The organism is Marininema halotolerans, from assembly GCF_900116235.1.
In the GTDB taxonomy this organism is placed as follows: domain Bacteria; phylum Bacillota; class Bacilli; order Thermoactinomycetales; family DSM-45169; genus Marininema; species Marininema halotolerans.
In genome coordinates, this window is record NZ_FPAA01000009.1 from 134,064 (window position 1) to 152,554 (window position 18,491).

The 18,491-nt window shown below is 45.5% G+C and carries 17 protein-coding genes; 1 reads left to right on the forward strand and 16 read right to left on the reverse strand.

Going from position 1 to position 18,491, the window contains the following annotated elements; genetic code table 11:
- Nucleotides 1–107: 107 nt before the first annotated feature.
- From spoVT to fin, 4 genes are all read right to left on the reverse strand, one after another.
- Nucleotides 108–650 carry a stage V sporulation protein T gene (gene spoVT / locus CHX35_RS12625; RefSeq protein ID WP_091837950.1) on the reverse strand — a complete coding sequence of 181 codons (543 nt, stop codon included), beginning with the start codon at nucleotides 648–650 and terminating at the stop codon, nucleotides 108–110.
- Nucleotides 651–827: 177 nt separating this feature from the next.
- A complete protein-coding gene (locus CHX35_RS12630) occupies nucleotides 828–1,853 on the reverse strand; it encodes a peptidylprolyl isomerase (protein WP_176392073.1) in 1,026 nt (341 codons plus the stop codon).
- The gene (mfd, locus tag CHX35_RS12635) at nucleotides 1,840–5,379 is read right to left on the reverse strand and encodes a transcription-repair coupling factor (RefSeq protein ID WP_091837953.1); all 3,540 of its coding nucleotides are present in this window, start codon (nucleotides 5,377–5,379) and stop codon (nucleotides 1,840–1,842) included. Before mfd ends, CHX35_RS12630 begins: the two co-directional genes overlap by 14 nt.
- Before the next feature lie 362 nt (nucleotides 5,380–5,741).
- Complete coding sequence (fin, locus tag CHX35_RS12640; RefSeq protein WP_091838026.1) at nucleotides 5,742–5,972, reverse strand: anti-sigma-F factor Fin; 231 nt, start codon at nucleotides 5,970–5,972, stop codon at nucleotides 5,742–5,744.
- 142 nt (nucleotides 5,973–6,114) lie between these two features.
- On the opposite strand from fin, the gene CHX35_RS12645 reads away from it, so the two are divergent.
- Nucleotides 6,115–7,086, forward strand: coding sequence for an aromatic acid exporter family protein (locus tag CHX35_RS12645; RefSeq protein WP_245838794.1), 972 nt, complete (start codon nucleotides 6,115–6,117; stop codon nucleotides 7,084–7,086).
- A gap of 36 nt (nucleotides 7,087–7,122) precedes the next feature.
- Here CHX35_RS12645 and pth read toward each other — a convergent pair whose 3' ends face one another.
- The 12 genes from pth to veg form a co-directional block, all read right to left on the reverse strand.
- The gene (gene pth, locus CHX35_RS12650) at nucleotides 7,123–7,686 is read right to left on the reverse strand and encodes an aminoacyl-tRNA hydrolase (protein ID WP_091837955.1); all 564 of its coding nucleotides are present in this window, start codon (nucleotides 7,684–7,686) and stop codon (nucleotides 7,123–7,125) included.
- 124 nt (nucleotides 7,687–7,810) lie between these two features.
- Nucleotides 7,811–8,461, reverse strand: a complete 651-nt coding sequence (locus tag CHX35_RS12655; protein WP_091837956.1) for a 50S ribosomal protein L25/general stress protein Ctc — start codon at nucleotides 8,459–8,461, stop codon at nucleotides 7,811–7,813.
- A gap of 244 nt (nucleotides 8,462–8,705) precedes the next feature.
- Nucleotides 8,706–9,656, reverse strand: a complete 951-nt coding sequence (locus CHX35_RS12660) for a ribose-phosphate diphosphokinase (protein WP_091837958.1) — start codon at nucleotides 9,654–9,656, stop codon at nucleotides 8,706–8,708.
- A gap of 27 nt (nucleotides 9,657–9,683) precedes the next feature.
- Nucleotides 9,684–11,069 carry a bifunctional UDP-N-acetylglucosamine diphosphorylase/glucosamine-1-phosphate N-acetyltransferase GlmU gene (gene glmU, locus CHX35_RS12665; protein WP_091837959.1) on the reverse strand — a complete coding sequence of 462 codons (1,386 nt, stop codon included), beginning with the start codon at nucleotides 11,067–11,069 and terminating at the stop codon, nucleotides 9,684–9,686.
- 166 nt (nucleotides 11,070–11,235) lie between these two features.
- Nucleotides 11,236–11,535 carry a septation regulator SpoVG gene (gene spoVG / locus CHX35_RS12670; protein WP_091837961.1) on the reverse strand — a complete coding sequence of 100 codons (300 nt, stop codon included), beginning with the start codon at nucleotides 11,533–11,535 and terminating at the stop codon, nucleotides 11,236–11,238.
- A gap of 101 nt (nucleotides 11,536–11,636) precedes the next feature.
- Nucleotides 11,637–12,011 carry a RidA family protein gene (locus CHX35_RS12675; RefSeq protein ID WP_091837963.1) on the reverse strand — a complete coding sequence of 125 codons (375 nt, stop codon included), beginning with the start codon at nucleotides 12,009–12,011 and terminating at the stop codon, nucleotides 11,637–11,639.
- On the reverse strand, nucleotides 11,992–12,840 hold the full coding sequence (purR, locus tag CHX35_RS12680) for a pur operon repressor (protein WP_091837964.1): 849 nt from the start codon (nucleotides 12,838–12,840) through the stop codon (nucleotides 11,992–11,994). Before purR ends, CHX35_RS12675 begins: the two co-directional genes overlap by 20 nt.
- 57 nt (nucleotides 12,841–12,897) lie before the next feature.
- Nucleotides 12,898–13,773, reverse strand: coding sequence for a 4-(cytidine 5'-diphospho)-2-C-methyl-D-erythritol kinase (ispE, locus tag CHX35_RS12685; protein ID WP_091837966.1), 876 nt, complete (start codon nucleotides 13,771–13,773; stop codon nucleotides 12,898–12,900).
- A gap of 165 nt (nucleotides 13,774–13,938) precedes the next feature.
- Nucleotides 13,939–14,115, reverse strand: a complete 177-nt coding sequence (locus CHX35_RS12690) for a small, acid-soluble spore protein, alpha/beta type (protein WP_091837967.1) — start codon at nucleotides 14,113–14,115, stop codon at nucleotides 13,939–13,941.
- 80 nt (nucleotides 14,116–14,195) lie between these two features.
- Nucleotides 14,196–15,230, reverse strand: a complete 1,035-nt coding sequence (locus CHX35_RS12695; RefSeq protein WP_091837969.1) for a ribonucleotide-diphosphate reductase subunit beta — start codon at nucleotides 15,228–15,230, stop codon at nucleotides 14,196–14,198.
- A 17-nt stretch (nucleotides 15,231–15,247) separates the two neighbouring features.
- Complete coding sequence (locus tag CHX35_RS12700) at nucleotides 15,248–17,506, reverse strand: ribonucleoside-diphosphate reductase subunit alpha (protein ID WP_091837971.1); 2,259 nt, start codon at nucleotides 17,504–17,506, stop codon at nucleotides 15,248–15,250.
- A 551-nt stretch (nucleotides 17,507–18,057) separates the two neighbouring features.
- Complete coding sequence (gene veg / locus CHX35_RS12705) at nucleotides 18,058–18,339, reverse strand: biofilm formation stimulator Veg (RefSeq protein ID WP_091738979.1); 282 nt, start codon at nucleotides 18,337–18,339, stop codon at nucleotides 18,058–18,060.
- Nucleotides 18,340–18,491: the final 152 nt, after the last annotated feature.

Consider the following 18,491-nt stretch of genomic DNA (forward strand, 5'->3'; position numbering starts at 1 on the left):
CCCCTTTCAGTATACACTCCTAACCATAAGAATGCCTAATTCACCCACAAAAAAAGCAGGCATATCGCCTGCTACGAAAACACATCATTCTTTTGGGTTTCTGGAATTTAATGCTCCATCTGCTTCCCGAGAAAGGAAGCCGCAGTGGTGCCCACCTTCAACTCCATTTCCCCCATTTTTACGCCTTCCTTTTTTGAAAACATGATGACGGCCCCAATCGGGTCACCACCCGCCACAATCGGTACAATGATGTACGCTTCATAGGGTTCAGACAAATCGCGGATGAGTTCCGCCTTGGCAGGAGTCACTTCCTGATGAGGACGACGCTGATCCATGCTCGATTCAACGATACCCCCAACGGATTTATCTAGATAATCCTTCTTCGATGCGCCTGCCACGGCAATTACGGAATCTCGGTCACAAATCATCGTTACATGCTGAAGACTTTCATACAAGGATTCAGCATATTCCTTCGCAAAATCCCCTAATTCCCCAATGGGGGAGTACTTCTTCAAGATTACTTCACCATCACGATCAACGAAAATTTCCAGTGGGTCCCCTTCCCGGATGCGGAGTGTCCTACGAATTTCCTTGGGAATAACAACCCGTCCGAGATCGTCGATGCGGCGAACGATGCCGGTTGCTTTCATAGGCTAGATGCCTCTCTTTCGGGATGTGGTTCGGATCAGTCCGATATGCATGTCTGCTAGTGGATACAACCATAGTGTTCATCCTCTTCCAGATAATTATGCAAGCCTTTCCGCACATAAAAAAAGACAGAGCGTGAAAGCCCTGTCTTTGGGTAAAAGATATTGATTTAACGATACTTATTTCTTCTTTTTATCATCCAAATCCATCTTCTCAATCTTCACTTCGTCTTTAATATACTTCTCATAAAGTTTTTGTACATGTTGCCCTTTAATTTCTTCTTTTACTTTAGAGAAGGGGTCCTTACTCCGTTTGTTCACTTTTAATACATGATAACCATACTCCGTTTTGATGGGGTCACTGATTTTATTGAGAGGAAGGGTTTTTGCTGCTTTTCCAAAAGCAGGCACCCAGTTTTTCGGGGAATCTTCAATCTCCCCTGCATTGTCTTTAGAGCCTGGATCATCGGAGTATTTTTTGGCGACGTCTTTAAAGCTTTCGCCTTTTTCCAGCTTCTTCTTCACTTCTTCAGCTAGTTTCTTTGCATCGGCATCGGAACGTTTTTTCGCTTTCTTCCCGTCTTTTTCTTGGGGTTGGAAGGCCACGAGAACATGGTTCAATTTCACCTTGTCAAAGGCGTCCGACTTATCATATTCCTTTTTCAAATCCGATTCCTTCACTTGACTTTCAAAGTAATCGGACACCTTGTTGTTGTCCACCAAGAAACTACGCAATTGCGCTTTTGTGATGCCGCCCTCTTTTAAGACCGAGTCAATATCTTGCTTTTTCTTCTTTTTATCTTGAGCAGCCATTTGTTTCAATTGTTCCTCAAATTGCTTGAGGGACTTATCTGCTTCTTTCCCATATTTAGCATTGTCTTTGACTTCTTTGACAATTTTACGTTCGGCTACATACTGCTTGATGATCCCTTTCTTAGCTTCAGGGCTATTCATCATCGCAGCGGCCTGGGGTTGCAAGAAACGGTAAATGTTCAGGTACAGGTTAAAATCTCCCTCTTGTACCTTACCCCCGTTGTATTCTGCTACGATTTTCTTACTGTCCGTAGGCAGTGGCTTCATTTGACCTGCCATGGGGTTCTCTTTTTTGTCCGCTTTGTCGTCTTTGGAGCCGCAGCCGGCCACTAACAAGGAGACGGCAAATACTACACAAAAAGCCGCCAAGAGGCCTTTTTTAATAGGTTGCATTCTCATAAGCTCCTTTCGTTTTGGGAACCGCCTCATATTGTACCAGAAACTGTTCCAACATTTCTAGACCCTTCACGGGTGCTAATCCTTTAATCCGAAAGACTACACCAATGCGTTTACCCGAAGAAAGCCTTACTCTCCCTGGGAATTCCTGAGCAATTCGGAACAACTTTTGTCCATCCACAACCTCATTTTGGCTTGGATGAAATTTCAAATGAATCTCTTTACCTTCTTGTTTGATCTCCTCCACATGGTACCGAATTGCATAGGCACGGATCTTTGCCACACGCAACAAATTAATGACGAATTGGGGAAGGTCTCCAAAACGATCTTCAATTTCTTCTTCAAGATCGCGAACCTCTTCGAGGGTACGAACACCACGAATTTTTTTATAGATTTCGATCTTTTGCTTCTCATCTCCGATATATTCGGAAGGAAGATAGGCATCTGCCTCTAACTCGATCTCGGGATCCTTTGGTTTCTCTTCTTCCTTCTCCCCTTGTTGCTCTGCAATGGCTTCCTTCAGCATTTGTGTATACAATTCAAATCCAACGGAGGCAATATGACCATGTTGTTCGGCACCGAGAAGGTTCCCAGCTCCTCGTATCGTCAAATCACGCATCGCAATTTTGAATCCCGATCCCAGTTCGGTAAATTCTTTGATGGCTTGTAAGCGTTTCTCAGCGGTCTCGGACAATACCTTATCCCTTTGATAAGTAAAGTACGAATACGCGATACGATTGGAACGCCCGACTCGCCCACGAAGCTGATACAACTGAGATAATCCCATTTTATCCGCATCGTAAATAATCAACGTGTTGACGTTAGGGATATCCACCCCAGTTTCAATAATGGTGGTACTGACGAGTACATCATACTCCCCATCTAAGAAGTCAAGCATCACTTTTTCAAGCTCCGTCTCCGCCATCTGTCCATGGGCCACCGCAATCCGAGCATCCGGCACTAACATCCGTATCGAGTCCGCCATTTGATCAATATTTTGTACTTGATTATAAAGGAAGTACACCTGTCCTCCCCGAGCCATTTCACGCTCAACCGCTTCCCGTACCAACGCAGCTGAGTATTCAAGAACATAGGTTTGAACAGGAAACCGATTTTCTGGAGGCGTTTCAATTACAGAAAGATCTCGCACACCCATCATGGACATATGTAGGGTACGTGGAATTGGAGTTGCAGTCAAAGTGAGTACATCGATATTATTCTTGATTTGTTTAACTTTTTCCTTGTGCTTCACGCCAAATCGTTGCTCTTCATCCACGATTAAGAGTCCTAAGTCCTTGTACACCACATCTTTTGACAAAAGACGGTGGGTACCGATGAGGATATCAACGGTTCCTTCTTTCATTCCTTTAATGGCATCTTTTTGCTCTTTTCTTGTGCGAAAACGGGATAATACTCGAATTTCCACAGGGAAGTCAGCAAAGCGCTCCTTAAAGGTTTCATAATGCTGTTGCGCCAGAATCGTTGTTGGGACAAGTACGGCTACTTGCTTTCCTTCCATGGTTGCTTTAAAAGCGGCACGAATGGCTACCTCCGTTTTTCCATATCCCACGTCTCCACACAACAGTCGATCCATCGGTTGTTCCTTTTCCATGTCCCCTTTAATCTCGTCAATGGAACGGAGTTGATCCTCGGTTTCTTCATACGGAAATAACGCGTCAAATTCACGTTGATAAGCGGTATCCTTTGCAAAGGAATATCCCTTCGCCTGTTGGCGTTCCGCATACAATTTAATGAGATCTTCTGCGATATCTTCCACAGAAGAACGCACTTTATTTTTTACTTTGCTCCATTCACTACCGCCTAAGCTATATACTTTCGGGGTTTTCTCTTCACTTCCAAGATACTTTTGTACTTGATCAATCTGTTCAATGGGAACATACAATTTGTCATTTCCGGCGTACTGCACCAACATATAATCCTTGTGCATTCCACCTACATGGAGCGTCTCAATTCCCGCATAACGCCCAATCCCGTGATTCACATGAACCACGAAATCTCCTACTTTTAACTCCTGATAATTCTTGATTTTTTCTGCATGATCGATTTTTGCCGGTCGTGAAGTGCGACGTTGTTTTTGTGTAAAAACTTCCCCTTCACTTACAACCACCAATTTTGCAGAACCAAGCTCAAATCCACTGGCAAGAGCGCCAACATGAATCACGGGCTTCCCTGGACTTAGAATCCCAGGCTTACTTAGGGTAATCCCCATATCATAGTCCTGTAGCACCCGCTCCAAACGTTCAGCACGTTCTTTGGTTGAAGCTGTAAACAGGACTCGGGTATCCGTCTTCACCCATCGATCCCACTCGGATTTTAATACATGCATTTGTCCATGAAACTGTTGCATTCCTCGACAAACAAACTGAACAATATTTTGAGGCTGAGTGCCACTCGTCTGACGCATAAACAGCGATAGATAAATGCGAGGGTGATCATGTTCACCCAAGAACTCCTCAAAGGTTCGTGCTAGCTTTAACTGAGGTAAATATTCTCCTTGTTGCAGCAAGGCAACGGTAAATTCATCTTCCTCGCGATCCATTTGCTTAGCTGATTCTTGTATCCGACCTGGTTCATCCAACACCCAACAAGTATCGGGAGGGAGATAGTCGACCAAGCTTTCGTGATTAGGATAAATCCGACTAATATATTTATAAATTCCGGTAAACATATTTCCCGCTTTTAATTGTTCGATGTCCCAAGTGATTTTTTCTGTCAACTTGGCCTTGATATCCGGATCTTTTACTTTGGTCAGTCGATCAGCAAGTAATGATTCCACTTCATCCCCTGCTTGATAGAGGGTGTCCGCATCGGCAAACAGTTCACGGGCAGGAGGAATCTCGACCGTTTGCCATTTATCCTTGGAACGCTGATCTCCAACCGAAAATGGACGAATGGAGTCGACTTCATCATCAAACCACTCAATGCGAACAGGATCGCTAAAAGAAGCCGGATATAAATCGAGAATGCCTCCCCGAAGGCTAAATTCTCCAGACTTTTCTACCATGTCAACTCGTTCATACCCCACATGAACCAAATGTTCTAAGAGGGATTCAATCGGTTGTACTTCACCAACCGTTAACGTCCGATGACTCTTTGCAATCAGTTCGCGCGGAGGAAATAATTTCCTTACCCCAGCATAAGGCACGACAAAGATCCCCGAAAACCCCTTTGCGAGCCGGGAAAGGACATGGATACGATCGTGTAGTGTTTCAGAACTATCCAGGGCAATCTCGGTGGCAACCAATTCATTCGCAGGGTATAATAGCACCTGCTCTCGTGGTAGCAACTCATACAGATCTTCGACTGCTTTTTGCGCCTGGTTTAAGTTATGGGTTACTAACATGATCGGTCGATTTGTCTCTTTATGGAGAGAAGCAAGATACAAAAGACGGGCAGTCCCTGTCAATCCCACAACGAGCTGTTCCTTCAGCCCTTTCTCTAGCGCAGCTGACGTCGTCTGAAAATCCTTGTCACGCCGGAAGAGTTGAACTAACGTTTCCACGTTACCCTCTCCTCCCTTCTTTGATTAACCGCATTTTTCTATCATGAGTGCTTGTTAGAATGGATCAAGGACACCCCTTCACGAAAACATCTTTAGGGTTACTATACATCCCGTTCACCAACGATCACCTATGCCAACGCCACAAAAACATGATCCATTGATCCAAAAGCCTACCATAGCACAATTATTCCCTTTAAAACCTACGTGAGCGTCATCGATATTAAACACAAAAGAAGCCTCAGCTAGGGACAGCTAAAGCTGTTCGCACCAACCCTTGGCGAACATATCTCGCTTCCAACCGTACGTGTTTAGACATACGAAAACGCCCACTTCGGGGCGACGATGATTGGGTCTACCCTCTTTCATTGAAGAGGACTGGATAGCAAGGATAGTTCTGGATTGTTTTCAAGCATTTCTTGGCAGGTTTCACAAATGACCCGAACCGATGCATCACCTTTAGCATCATACGATATTATATCCTGCCGTTCATCAGGGGTCAACCAATGAAAGCCCAGCTGCATCTCTGTTACCTGATCATTATTAATCCGACCAATTTGGACATTACAACACCGACAAGTGTAGATTACAGCCATCCGATGCCAACCTCCTGCGCCATATTCTGTAACAGTATTGCCGACAGGGGGGAAAACATGCATCACCCACCCCCTTTTGATATCCTGTATGGAGGGCACGATAAAAGTCATCCACTCCACCAATGAAGAAAGGAACATCATTGTGAAGATCGGCATCGGATATCGCACACTAAAAACGGCCTTAGGAGCAACCCTTGCAATTGCTACAGCCCAATTTTTTGATTTGCAATTTTACGCCTCTGCTGGGATCCTAACGATCTTATGTGTAAAAGAGTCGCGAAAACGATCCCTGGTGAATGCATGGGAACGCATGTTATCCTGTGTGCTTGGTCTTGGAATCGCCGCTTTGCTCTTTACCATCATCGGTTACTATCCCATTACCGTAGGCATCGTGATCTTAACGATGATTCCACTACTTTTGCAACTGAAGGCAGAGGAAGGTTTAGTTACCAGTGTTGTAGTGATTTTGCATTTATATACCCTTGAAAAAATTACCCCCTCCATCATATTTAATGAGATCCTTATTGTTATCATTGGAATTGGCTTTGCCCTCATTATGAACCTCTACATGCCAAACAATGAAAAAACATTGGTTTCCTATCGAAATCAAATTGAAGCCAATTTTCAACTAATCTTTAAAGAGTTTTCCCGCTTCCTCAGAGAAGGCGATATGAATTGGGATGGACGAGAAATTACAGAAACCAGCCAGCTTCTTGTTACCGCGCGAAGATTGGCAATGACAGAAGTGGAAAATCGCTTACAACTCGATGAAGATTTTTATGTGCGTTACTTTCATATGCGCCAAAAACAATTTGCTGTGATTGAACGGGTCATGGGAATTATTTCCCGTCTTGATCGTACCTGTACACAAGGGCAAACCATCGCCCAATTTCTTGATGAATTGGGCGATGCGATTCATCCTGGCAACACCGCCCCCCACTACTTAAAGGAACTCGAAGCCATGCGAGAACAATTTCGCGATTCTCCTCTACCCACTTCCCGCAGGGAATTTGAAACCCGCGCGGCCCTCTATCAATTTGTACACGAAATTCGACAATACCTGATCATCAAAAAAAATCTAACGCCTCCCACATCCCCTACAAAGTCATTCTAGGCATAACAAAAGCGACCCCTTGTGTGGTCGCTTTTGTTATTTCCCATTAAATCGATTCATGACCTCAATGAAGGGAGTTTCCATCCATTCAGCGATGGCTTCCGTCGCTTGGGAAACCGATTCAGCAACAGGGAGCTCCTCTTCCTTCCCAAAACGAGAAAGCACATAATCTGAAACAGAGATTGGGTGGGGGGGTCGACCGATCCCAATTTTAATTCGTTTAATTTCCATCGTTCCCAAAGAAGCAATGAGAGATTTCATTCCATTGTGCCCTCCAGCACTCCCTTTTAGGCGCAAACGGATTTTCCCAACGGGTAGATCCAGATCATCATAAACGATAACTAGATCGTCGATATCCCCTTTTAACCAATTTAATGCTGGAGCGACGGATTGACCGGAAAGATTCATGTAAGTCTCGGGTTTAATCAAAACCACTTTTTCACCACCTACTCGGCCTTCCCCAACCGATGCTTTCCAGCGATCACGATCACAGGGAATCCCCCACTTCTCACTCAGCTGATCCACGACCCAAAAACCAATATTATGGCGAGTTAATGCATATTTAATTCCAGGATTGCCCAATCCAACAATTACTTTCATAAACCATCCTCCCTATCCATCATCGATTTTACTATAACGACACGCAAGGAAGGGTGCAACTTTCGTTGCACCCTTCCTGGTAATGCCCTCTTTCCTCGTATCCTTTGGCCTCTGAGTTGAGCTATTAATCTTCTTTTTCCTCAGCATCCTCATCAGCACCGGCTTCATCCTGAGTGGCATCAGCTGCTGCTGCTTCATCCAGCGCTTCCGCTTCGGCTTCTTGCTCCACCTGTGGAGGCAGAATGGAAGCAATCACTTCCTCAGCTTCAGACAAGACTTCAACCTGAGCAGGGACCTGTAGGTCTCCTACCGATACGGAATCCCCAATGGCTAGCTCGCTAATATCATAGCTAATTCCATCCGGTATATGCTCCGGTAGGCAACGGATGTGAACCGTCCGTGCCTGATGTTGCAAAATCCCACCCTCTTTAACGCCGGTGGCTTCTCCTTCTAAGTGAATACCAATTTCGGTATCGATAGGTTCCTTCATATTAACAATCTTAAAATCCACATGAATGATCCGGTCTTTCAATCGGTCCCGTTGTAGTTCACTGATCATAACGTTGTGCTTATTGCCCTCCAGTTCGAGATCGATCACAGAAGCAGTACCCTGCCGTTGTAAGATACGGATCAATTCACCCATATCCATATCAACGGTTGTATTCTCCTGATTATATCCATACACGACTCCTGGGACGCGTCCTTCCTCACGAAGCTTTCTTAGCACAGACCTTGGACGACTTTCACGACGTTTTACAGCAAATTGTTGAGCCATCGGTACAATGTCCTCCTTGTGTGAATGAGAGTTCACTCATATCGTTAAGGTTTTCTGACCAAATGAGCTCTGCCAACCGGTTCCTAAAATATGAAATCCTGATCACCCAATATCCTGGAAGGTGAGACTTTCATAAGGATTCCTCGTATGGAACCGATCACTCCCTTATGAACTACTCTTCCCTTCCATGAGTTAGCTAAACCTCACCATCCAAGACGTCAAGTATCACGAAAACTCCCATCGATTAATCAAATAGCTTACTTACGGATAACTCCTCGTGCACACGAATAATCGCTTCCCCAATCAAGGGCGCGACTGATAATACTTTCACTTTGTCCAGTTGTTTTTCTTCTGGCAGTGGAATGGTGTTTGTAATTACCATTTCTTTGATGTTAGCATCCCGAATCCGATCAATTGCCGGACCAGAAAATACTGGATGCGTACAACATGCGTATACTTCTTCTGCTCCATAATCCAATAATGCATTAGCAGCAAGGGAAATTGTCCCTGCTGTATCGATAATATCATCGATGATGATCGCTTTTTTCCCTTGAACATCGCCAACGATATTCATCACTTCAGCGACATTCGGTTCTGGACGTCGTTTATCAATAATGGCAATCGGGGAGCCTAAACGCTCTGCCAATTTACGTGCACGAATAACGCCTCCATGGTCTGGAGAGACCACGACAACGTCCCGTAGATTTTTTTGGAGAAAATACTCACCCAAAATTGGTACACCAAGCAGGTGATCCACAGGGATATCAAAAAATCCCTGAATTTGCGTAGCATGCAGATCCATTGTAATAATTCGATCGGCCCCTGCTGTTTCAATCAAATTGGCAACCAATTTGGAGGTAATCGGATCACGTGCGCGAGTTTTCCGATCCTGACGCGCATATCCATAATAGGGCATCACAACATTAATCGTGCGAGCAGAAGCTCTTTTCAGCGCGTCGACCATCACTAACAATTCCATTAAGTGTTGGTTAACGGGGTGGGAAGTCGACTGTATGACATATACATCGGACCCACGGACACTTTCATCCAGTCGGACATGAATCTCCCCGTCACTGAATTTCCCTACGACGGCATCGCCAAGGGGTACCCCGATGTGATCAGCGATTTGCTGAGCGAGCACCGGATTTGAATTACAGCTAAATACATGCAAGCGCGTCTGTCTGACTGTGGACATCGTAGATCCAACCCTCCAAAAGTGGCGTTATTCTTTGCCTTCTCGTTTCTTTTTTAATCGACTTGCATAATTCTCTTTATTGGTTTGTCGCTCACGAGCAACAGCAAGAGCATCTGCTGGGACATTCTTTGTCACAGTAGAACCTGCTGCTACAAAGCCACCTTTACCCACGGTAACAGGGGCAACCAAGTTCACATTGCATCCAATAAACGCGTCATCTTCAACAACGGTACGATGTTTTTTCGAGCCATCATAATTGACTGTGATCGACCCACAACTAAAGTTGACATGTTTGCCTACATCCGCATCGCCCACATAACTGAGGTGAGGAATTTTGCTCCCTTCACCGAGGCGAGCATTTTTCATTTCAGCAAAGGCGCCCACTTTTGAGCCTTTTTCAAGATGACTGCTTGGTCTTAGATAGGAAAAGGGACCGACAGTCACTTCACTCTCTAATGTAGCCTGATCGACAACTGAATAAGAAATTTTCGTCCCATCGGCAATCCTCACATTGCTTAGGTCCACTTGAGGACCTACTTCACAAACAGAACCGATGTGGGTATTCCCACGCAAATAAGTGCCAGGATGAATGGTTGTGTCCGCCCCGATAACCACATCCGTATCGATATAGGTATGGTTAGGATCAATCACCGTTACACCATTTCTCATGTGGTTTTCCAAAATTCGTTGACGCATCATCTTCTCTGCTTGAGCCAGTTGAACACGATCGTTTACCCCTTGTGCTTCATTGGGATCAGCGATCGTCACGGCTCCAATCTTCTCGCCTTCCTTATGAAGGATGGCAATCAGATCGGGGAGATAGTATTCCCCTTGTGCATTATTATTGCCAACTTGTTCAAGGGCACGCCAAAGCTTCTGATTATCGAAACAAAAAGTTCCGGTATTCACCTCCGAAACCTTCCGTTCTTCATCAGTTGCATCTTTGTGCTCGACTACCCGATCTACACTGCCATCCGCTTGTCGAATGACGCGTCCATATCCCGTCGGATCAGCCAAGTTCGCTGTTAAAATCGTAGCAGCTGACCCTAGTTCTTGGTGTTGAGATACCACATGCTCCAAAGTGGTTTGAGAAAAGAGAGGATGATCCCCATTGAGGACTAATGTGATTCCATCTTTCCCTTCCAATTTGGTGCGAGCTTGCATAACTGCATGTGCGGTACCCAACTGTTCTTCTTGGAGGGCAAAATGAACCCGATTCTTCAAGTGTGCCTGAATGGACTCAGCATCATGACCGATAATCACAACCGTTTCACTAACACCCATCTTTGTCAGATGATCTGTCAAGTGATCGATCATCGGTTTGCCGCAGACCGGATGTAAAACTTTATGCCGGGTAGACTTCATGCGCGTCCCTTTTCCGGCTGCCAGAACAACAGCAAACACATTTCTCATTTGAAGAGAAGCCCCCCTAAAAGTCTCTGAAAAACTCCACAACCGACTATATCCCAAAGGGGTCTGCAATGCAAGATGAGCATTTGTGAAGGGTTTTCCTATTAAACCATAAATAGGTATGGGTAGAAACAAGCGGAAGAGGGGCCTCCGCCCGGGAACGCAATCATTACACTGCGTTTCCACCTAATGCAGAATTTAGCCCCTCTTCCTCACTGCCGGCTCGGCGATATTCTTCTAAAACTGCCATCTCAATTTTTTCCCGGGAATCAGGGGATATCGGATGTGCAATGTCTCGAAACTCCCCGTCAGGCCGACGCTTACTGGGCATCGCAACAAACATACCATTATTCCCATCAATTACACGAATATCATGGACTACAAATTCCCCATCGAGCGTAATGGACGCGATTGCACGCATACGGCCTTCGCGACTCACTCGACGTAGACGAACATCCGTAATTTCCAACCTGGTTCACCACCCATTTCCAGAAAGGATGTATTTCACATATTCTCTGCAAAGGGTGAATTTCCTTCAAGATCTTCCCATTCAGCTTAAATTTTTTGCGCTCATTCGACAACAGCAATCGCTTCGATTTCGACACGTGCACCTTTAGGGAGTTGTGCGACCTGCACACATGAACGAGCAGGGCGGTGGTCACCAAACCACTCCCCGTATATATGATTGACTTGTTGAAAATCATCCATGTCCATCAGGAATATGGTTGTTTTTACAACACGGTTTAAATCCGCATTCGCTGCTTGAAGAACGGCTTGTATGTTTTTCATCACTTGATGGGTTTGTGCTTCAATATCACCTTCAACTAACACCCCATCGATTGTGAGAGGAATCTGCCCGGAAGCAAAGATAAAGGATCCGGTGCGAATAGCTTGTGAATAAGGGCCAATTGCTTGAGGCGCTTGATTAGTATGGATTCGTTCCATCGAAAAAACCTCCCGGTCCAAATAAGTTCCCTAACTCTACGGCAATTCTTCGATTTTTCACATCCACGTCCGTGACTGTGGCGAGGGACATCGAGTGTTCCACTAACCGTTCATCCACCCGAGAGTCTGCCATGATACCGATCCCTACGACTTCCGCTCGGAACTCGCCCATTAAATCAATCATCCCTTGTACGGTTCCGCCAGCCTTCATAAAATCATCAATAATTAATACCTTCGACCCCTCCGAAAAACTACGTCGTGCTAGGGAAAGGCTACCTAAGCGCTTACTCGATCCAGAAACGGTATTGATTGTCACCACCGATCCTTCAGTGATGCGGCTATCGCGACGAACAATAGCAACCGGTAAGCCAAGGAAGGAGGCAGTGGCATAGGCAAGGGGGATCCCCTTTGTTTCCACAGTCACCACCACATCGGCACCACTATGGCTAAAAACAGTCGCCCAAAGACGTCCAATATCCCGTACGAACTGGGCATCTCCCAATAAATCAGATAAATATAAATATCCACCAGGTAAAATTCGATCTGGATTTTCCAGGTGAGTACACAATCGTTTTGATATCACCAAAGCATCGTAATCATTCGCCTTTGGTAAATATCGCACCCCACCCGCTGCCCCTGAAACCGTCTCCAAAAGACCTGTGCCTTCTTCACGGAAGGTTTCATGGATAATGGCTAAATCTTCACTAATCGATGATTTTGCAGCCTGATATCGCTCTGCAAAGGCGCTAAGGGATATTAAGCGATGGGGTTGCTCGAGAAGTTGCCTCGTCATATCCACTAAACGGGCACTCCGTTTCCACTTTTTCATCCTACATCCTCCGAAAACCCGAATGACTTTTCATAATTTATACCATATTGTTCGGATTTATTCAATAGAACCTTCTTCTAGACCCCCAAGCATGCGGACCGCATACACTTGTCGACAAAATCCACGTAACCCATTTACCACACGGCGAGCCACGGACTCCTTGTTCACTAATCCAAAGACAGTAGGACCACTCCCTGACATTAAAACGCCATTTGCTCCAAAGGTAGCCATCCTCTCCTTGAGAAAGCGTACTTTTGGATAGGCTTCGAGGGTCACATTCTCTAGAACGTTACCGAGTTGATCACACATCTGATTAAAATCTTGGTTTTCAAGGGCATGAAGCATCCCTTCCAAGTTTGGATGAGAAGTCACCTTCTCCATTTTTAACGCTTGGAATACTTCTGCTGTCGATACTCCATGGGGTGGCTTCGCTAGGACAACCCAACAAGGAGGGGGGGTAGGCAAAGGCGTAAGTTGCTCTCCCCGTCCACGAGCAATGGCGGTGCCGCCTCGCACGCAAAAGGGCACATCTGAGCCAAGGGCTAATCCCAGCTCTGCTAGTTCCTCCATCGACAGACCTAAATTCCACATGGTATTTAACCCACGCAGGGTTGCAGCAGCATCCGCGCTTCCTCCAGCAAGACCCGCTGCAACAGGAATTCGTTTATGAATCAGAATATGAATCCCTTTTGTAATGCCAAATCGTTCTTTGACGAGGACCGCTGCCCGATAAGCTAAATTACGATCATCAAAGGGAACGAAGCCCGAGGTGCTCTGCAAGCGGATTCCTCCGGTTGTTTCTGTTAAATCAATGCGATCCGCAAGATCAACCGTAGTCATCACCATTTCTAAATCATGGTATCCATCAGGACGTTTATGTAAGACATCCAGCGTTAAGTTTATTTTGGCTGGCGCTTTTACGGAGATATCCACCCGTGCTTTCCCCCTCTCTATATTCTCTTGCAGTTTCATGTTATGTCATGACCCGTTCATTGGTCGGCTTATTTATTGTAACACGAGCTCAGACCCCTTAAAAGCTGAAACAAAAGCGGTCGGGGGAGTCCCCCGACCGCTTGCCTGTGGCTGACGTTTCTTTGGTTATCGCTTGGCCATACGTTCTTCGGCCAGCTGGATTGCACGTTTCACCATATTACCGGCGTCCCGAGTCGTAATTCCGCCCCAGCCATCACGCTGAACAACGTCGTAAAATCCTAATTCCTTAGCCAATTCCACTTTTAAGGCTTCAGACATGATACCCCGACGTGCCAATGCCATTCCCCCTCCGCCTTCACCTCAGGCCCCCTTAGTATGAGTCAATGGGGAGAAGATCTCCCCTCCCAAACCCTACCATCCGTTTATAAGTCGTCAAATCCATTATCCACGGATACCTTGGTATATGAGCGGGATTTTCCTTCGAAAAAATCTTGTTTTCCTTGGTTTACATCCTCATAAGCAACAATCCAACGCATGGGATTGGTACGATAACCTGGGAATGGGGGTTCCATTCCCATTTCACGTACCCGTTTATTAGCCATAAATCGAATGTATGAGCGAAGGTCATCGATGGTTACCCCGTCAAAACGGTTCCCCACAATGTACTCACCCCAGCGAATTTCCAACTCCGCAGCGGTACGGAAAGTTTCTGTCACAAATTGCCGCGTCTCATTGTCATCTAACTCAGGATGTTCAACCAGTAACTCTCTGAAGATCTGTGTAAAGAGACGAACATGCAGTTGTTCATCGCGATTAATATAATTAATCATCGCTGCAGAAGCCACCATTTTCTGATTACGCGCCAAATTGTAGAAGAAGGCAAAACCTGAGTAAAAATTGAGCCCCTCTAGGACAATATCGTAGACGATGGATTTTAGAAACGTCCGAGGTGTTGGATTTTCTGTAAAGTCTTCATACCCTTGTGCGATAAAATCATTTCGCTCTCGTAGGATTTCATCATGCTTCCAATACTCAAAGATCTCATCTTGCTCTGACTTGGGTACCAAAGAAGAAAGTACGTAGGAATAAGACTGATTATGAACCACTTCCTGAAAGGATAGCACCGCCATCAGAGCAGAAAGACTGGAGTCCGTTAGGTAGTCAGCCACCTTCGCCGAATAATCCGTCTGAATGGAATCCAAAAAGGCGAGAAGTCCAATAATCCGCTTAAACGTAAAGCGTTCATCCTCGGATAGGCGGGACCATTGCTTAATATCCTCAGCCATATTGATTTCAAAGGGTGTCCAAAAGTTCCCTAACATATTTTTATACATAGGATATGCCCAGGGGAAGCGACAATCATCCCAATTCAGTACATTGGATGATTGTCCATTGATAATTCCTGTGCTGGCATTGGGTGCCGTTACATCATAAAGTTTACGCTTCGTGATTTCCATCCGCCTTCATCCTTTCATCAGCTGGAGCAGCTTTCGCATTCGACGATCTCCGAAGAAGTCGAACGTGTATAGTAAGTCGTCTTCAGCCCCAGTTTCCATGCCTGGAGATGGATATCTAGGAGCTCCTTCGCTTTGATGTCATGGGTAACATAAATATTAAAGGACTGCGATTGATCGATATGCCGTTGACGAGCAGCATTTTGCTTGATGCTCCAATGGGCGTCGATCTGATGGGCAGGCTTATAATACCAAGTAGTCTTTGGTGACAGGTCTGGGGCCGTCACCGGAATCCGATAGTTCTTCTTCTCTTCACTGTATTCTTTCCGATATACAGGATCAATGGATGCAGTGCTTCCCGCAATAACTGACGTGCTCCCATTGGGTGCAACCGCCATTAACCAACCGTTCCGTATTCCCTGGCTTGCAATCGAAGTCCGTAGCTCATCCCAAGCTTCCCCTTGGTAGCCCCGTCTCTCAAAGTAAGCCCCTGTCTCCCATTCACTTCCAGCAAAGGCGGGATATGATCCCTTCTCCACTGCTAATTCATAGGAGGATCGAATAACAAGTTGAGCAATTTTTTCATACAATTCATCCGCATAGGTCACCGACTCTTCGGATTCCCACATAATTCCTTCCAATGCAAGTAAGTGATGCCATCCGAAGGTTCCTAGACCAATTGCACGATATTTTTGATTGGTCAACCGTGCTTGAAGAACTTCAATTGTGTTCAGGTCAATCACATTATCCAACATCCGAACTTGTATCGGAATCAACCGCTCTAATACCTTATCCGGTACCGCACGCCCCAGGTTGATCGAAGACAAATTGCACACTACAAAATCTCCTGGGGTCTTCGTAACGACAATTTTCCCGTCCATGGTCGTCTCTTCCGTCACGGTTGTCGCACTTTGATTTTGCAAGATTTCACTACATAGGTTCGAAGAATAGATCATCCCTTTATCTTTATTGGGGTTCATCCGATTCACTTCATCCCGATAAAACATATAGGGGGTTCCGGTTTCTAATTGGGAGATCATCACCCGCTTCATAATCTCAATCGCGGGTACCGTTTTCCGAGATAGGGTTGAATGATTGACACATTCCGCATAGCGTTCTCTAAAGGAGCCCGCACCCTTATTCTCATCATAAAAGTCCTCTAGTGAGTATCCCATCGTGCGACGTACTTCATGGGGATCGAATAGATGCCATTCTCCCCTCGCCTCAACGGTCTCCATGAAAAGGTCCGGCAAACAAACGCCCGTAAAAATATCGTGAGTTCGAAGACGTTCGTCTCCATTGTTCAGTTTTGCATCGAGGAAAGAGAAAATATCTTTATGCCAAACATCCAGATACACCGCGATAGACCCTTGACGTTGCCCCAACTGATCCACACTAACGGCTGTGTTGTTCAGTTGTTTCATCCAAGGAAGCACACCGGAACTGATCCCTTTAAACCCTTTAATATCACTTCCTCGGGAGCGAATCTTACCCAAATAAATACCGATTCCTCCTCCTCCTTTGGAAAGAGTAGCAACATCGGTATTACTATCGTAGATCCCACGTAAGGAGTCCTCCACCGTGTCAATAAAGCACGAAGATAATTGCCCATAATTTTTCCCTGCATTTGCAAAGGTAGGCGTCGCCACGGTCATATACAGGTTAGAGAGCGCCCAGTACGCTTCCTTTACCAAGGTTAATCGATTCTCTTGGCTCTCATCGGACATTAAGGTCATCGCAATGATCAAAAAGCGCTCTTGAGGAAGTTCCCATACTTTGCCGTCATGATCCCGTGTCAAATATCGATCCGCAAGCGTACGAAGGCCTACGTAAGTAAATAATCCATCGCGCTCGGGTACAATCACCTTTTCGAGTTCTTCCAATTCTGCGGGAGAATAACGCTCTGTTAACAAAGGAGAATAAATCCCTTTTTCCATTAGCGTCTGTATGAGTCCTAGGAAGTTACCATAACCCTTTTTAAGGTTTCCGCCACGGTTTTTTGCTGCTTCCCGATAGAGAGACCATGTATGAATTTTTGCTGCTATGTATGTCCAGTCAGGAGTATCGGCTGTAATTTGTTCAAGGGCGTTTAAAATCAGTAGTCGATCCGCCTTGTCCCGATTCCATTCCTCTTTTTCTTCCAAACTATCTAAGGTTTTATCAATCCAATAGCGACCATCTAAGTGGGGATATTCCGCAATTAAATGTTCAAGATCCGCTTTCAGCTCAGTCAGCCCAAGGGCCATTTCTGAAGTTTGTTCCAACTGGGTCGTCGACATGACTTGTCCACCTCTCTGATTAATTGCCATATAAAACGCCGTCCGAGTATGGACGGCGGGGCGTTAACACCAGGATCCATAGAAGCGAGTCAAAAACCGGAGACTCATCAGGAATTCACTTCCCACCGATTCATGACCCTTCTTTTATGTCACCTTGCTTCCCTATTCACCGAAAAATCGAAGATCCGGTAGATTCAGGCGAAACACCCGTTCCTTCCAAACCCTGATCCGTATATGAAGGGTTGTTCTCACTGGCAACCCCTTTTTAAAATGGGGTTCTACGCCTTGTCCACGATCAACTAGTTATAATACGTAACACCAAATCAAGTCGCGGCGTGCACAAACCCTATTCATCAAACTCTCTTATTCTCACGCTCAGCGATCCAGCCAAACCACAACATCTTGTGTTTTGATTTTTAAAAAACGTCTATATATACGATTTTACATGACTCATCCATCGGGTGCAAGGAAAAATTCCACACAATAAAAAACCGAACCTGGGACGGTTCGGATGGGTGAAGCTTAGCAACGGCACCTTGCGTTTCAAGCGCTCATTGGGGATTCTTTACATAACGCACAGGGACTTGTCCTTCATCTTGAAAAACGGTCAGCTCCACAGTTTCTGTCAAGATATCCGCATAACTGTACGATACACGCTCGAAAGAGTGTTGTTCTTCGTCCAACTTCACAATGAAGACGGAGGGGTATGTTTCTTCTAGAACCCCACTTCGTTCAATGGTCTTACGACGTCCGCTGTTGGCCTTTAATCGGATTTTCTGTCCAATGTAACTTTCCAACGTCCGTTTTATCTCAGATAGCGCATTCCTACCCATATGACTCGACCACCTCACTCATCAAGCATTATATCACGGTAAGGACAGGTTGTCAAAAGTTGAATTATAGCAAGGGGAAAACCCTTATGTCAACGGGTTTTTTTTGATTTGACAGGAATAGTGGGATCTCGACATGATATGGGGGAGGATTG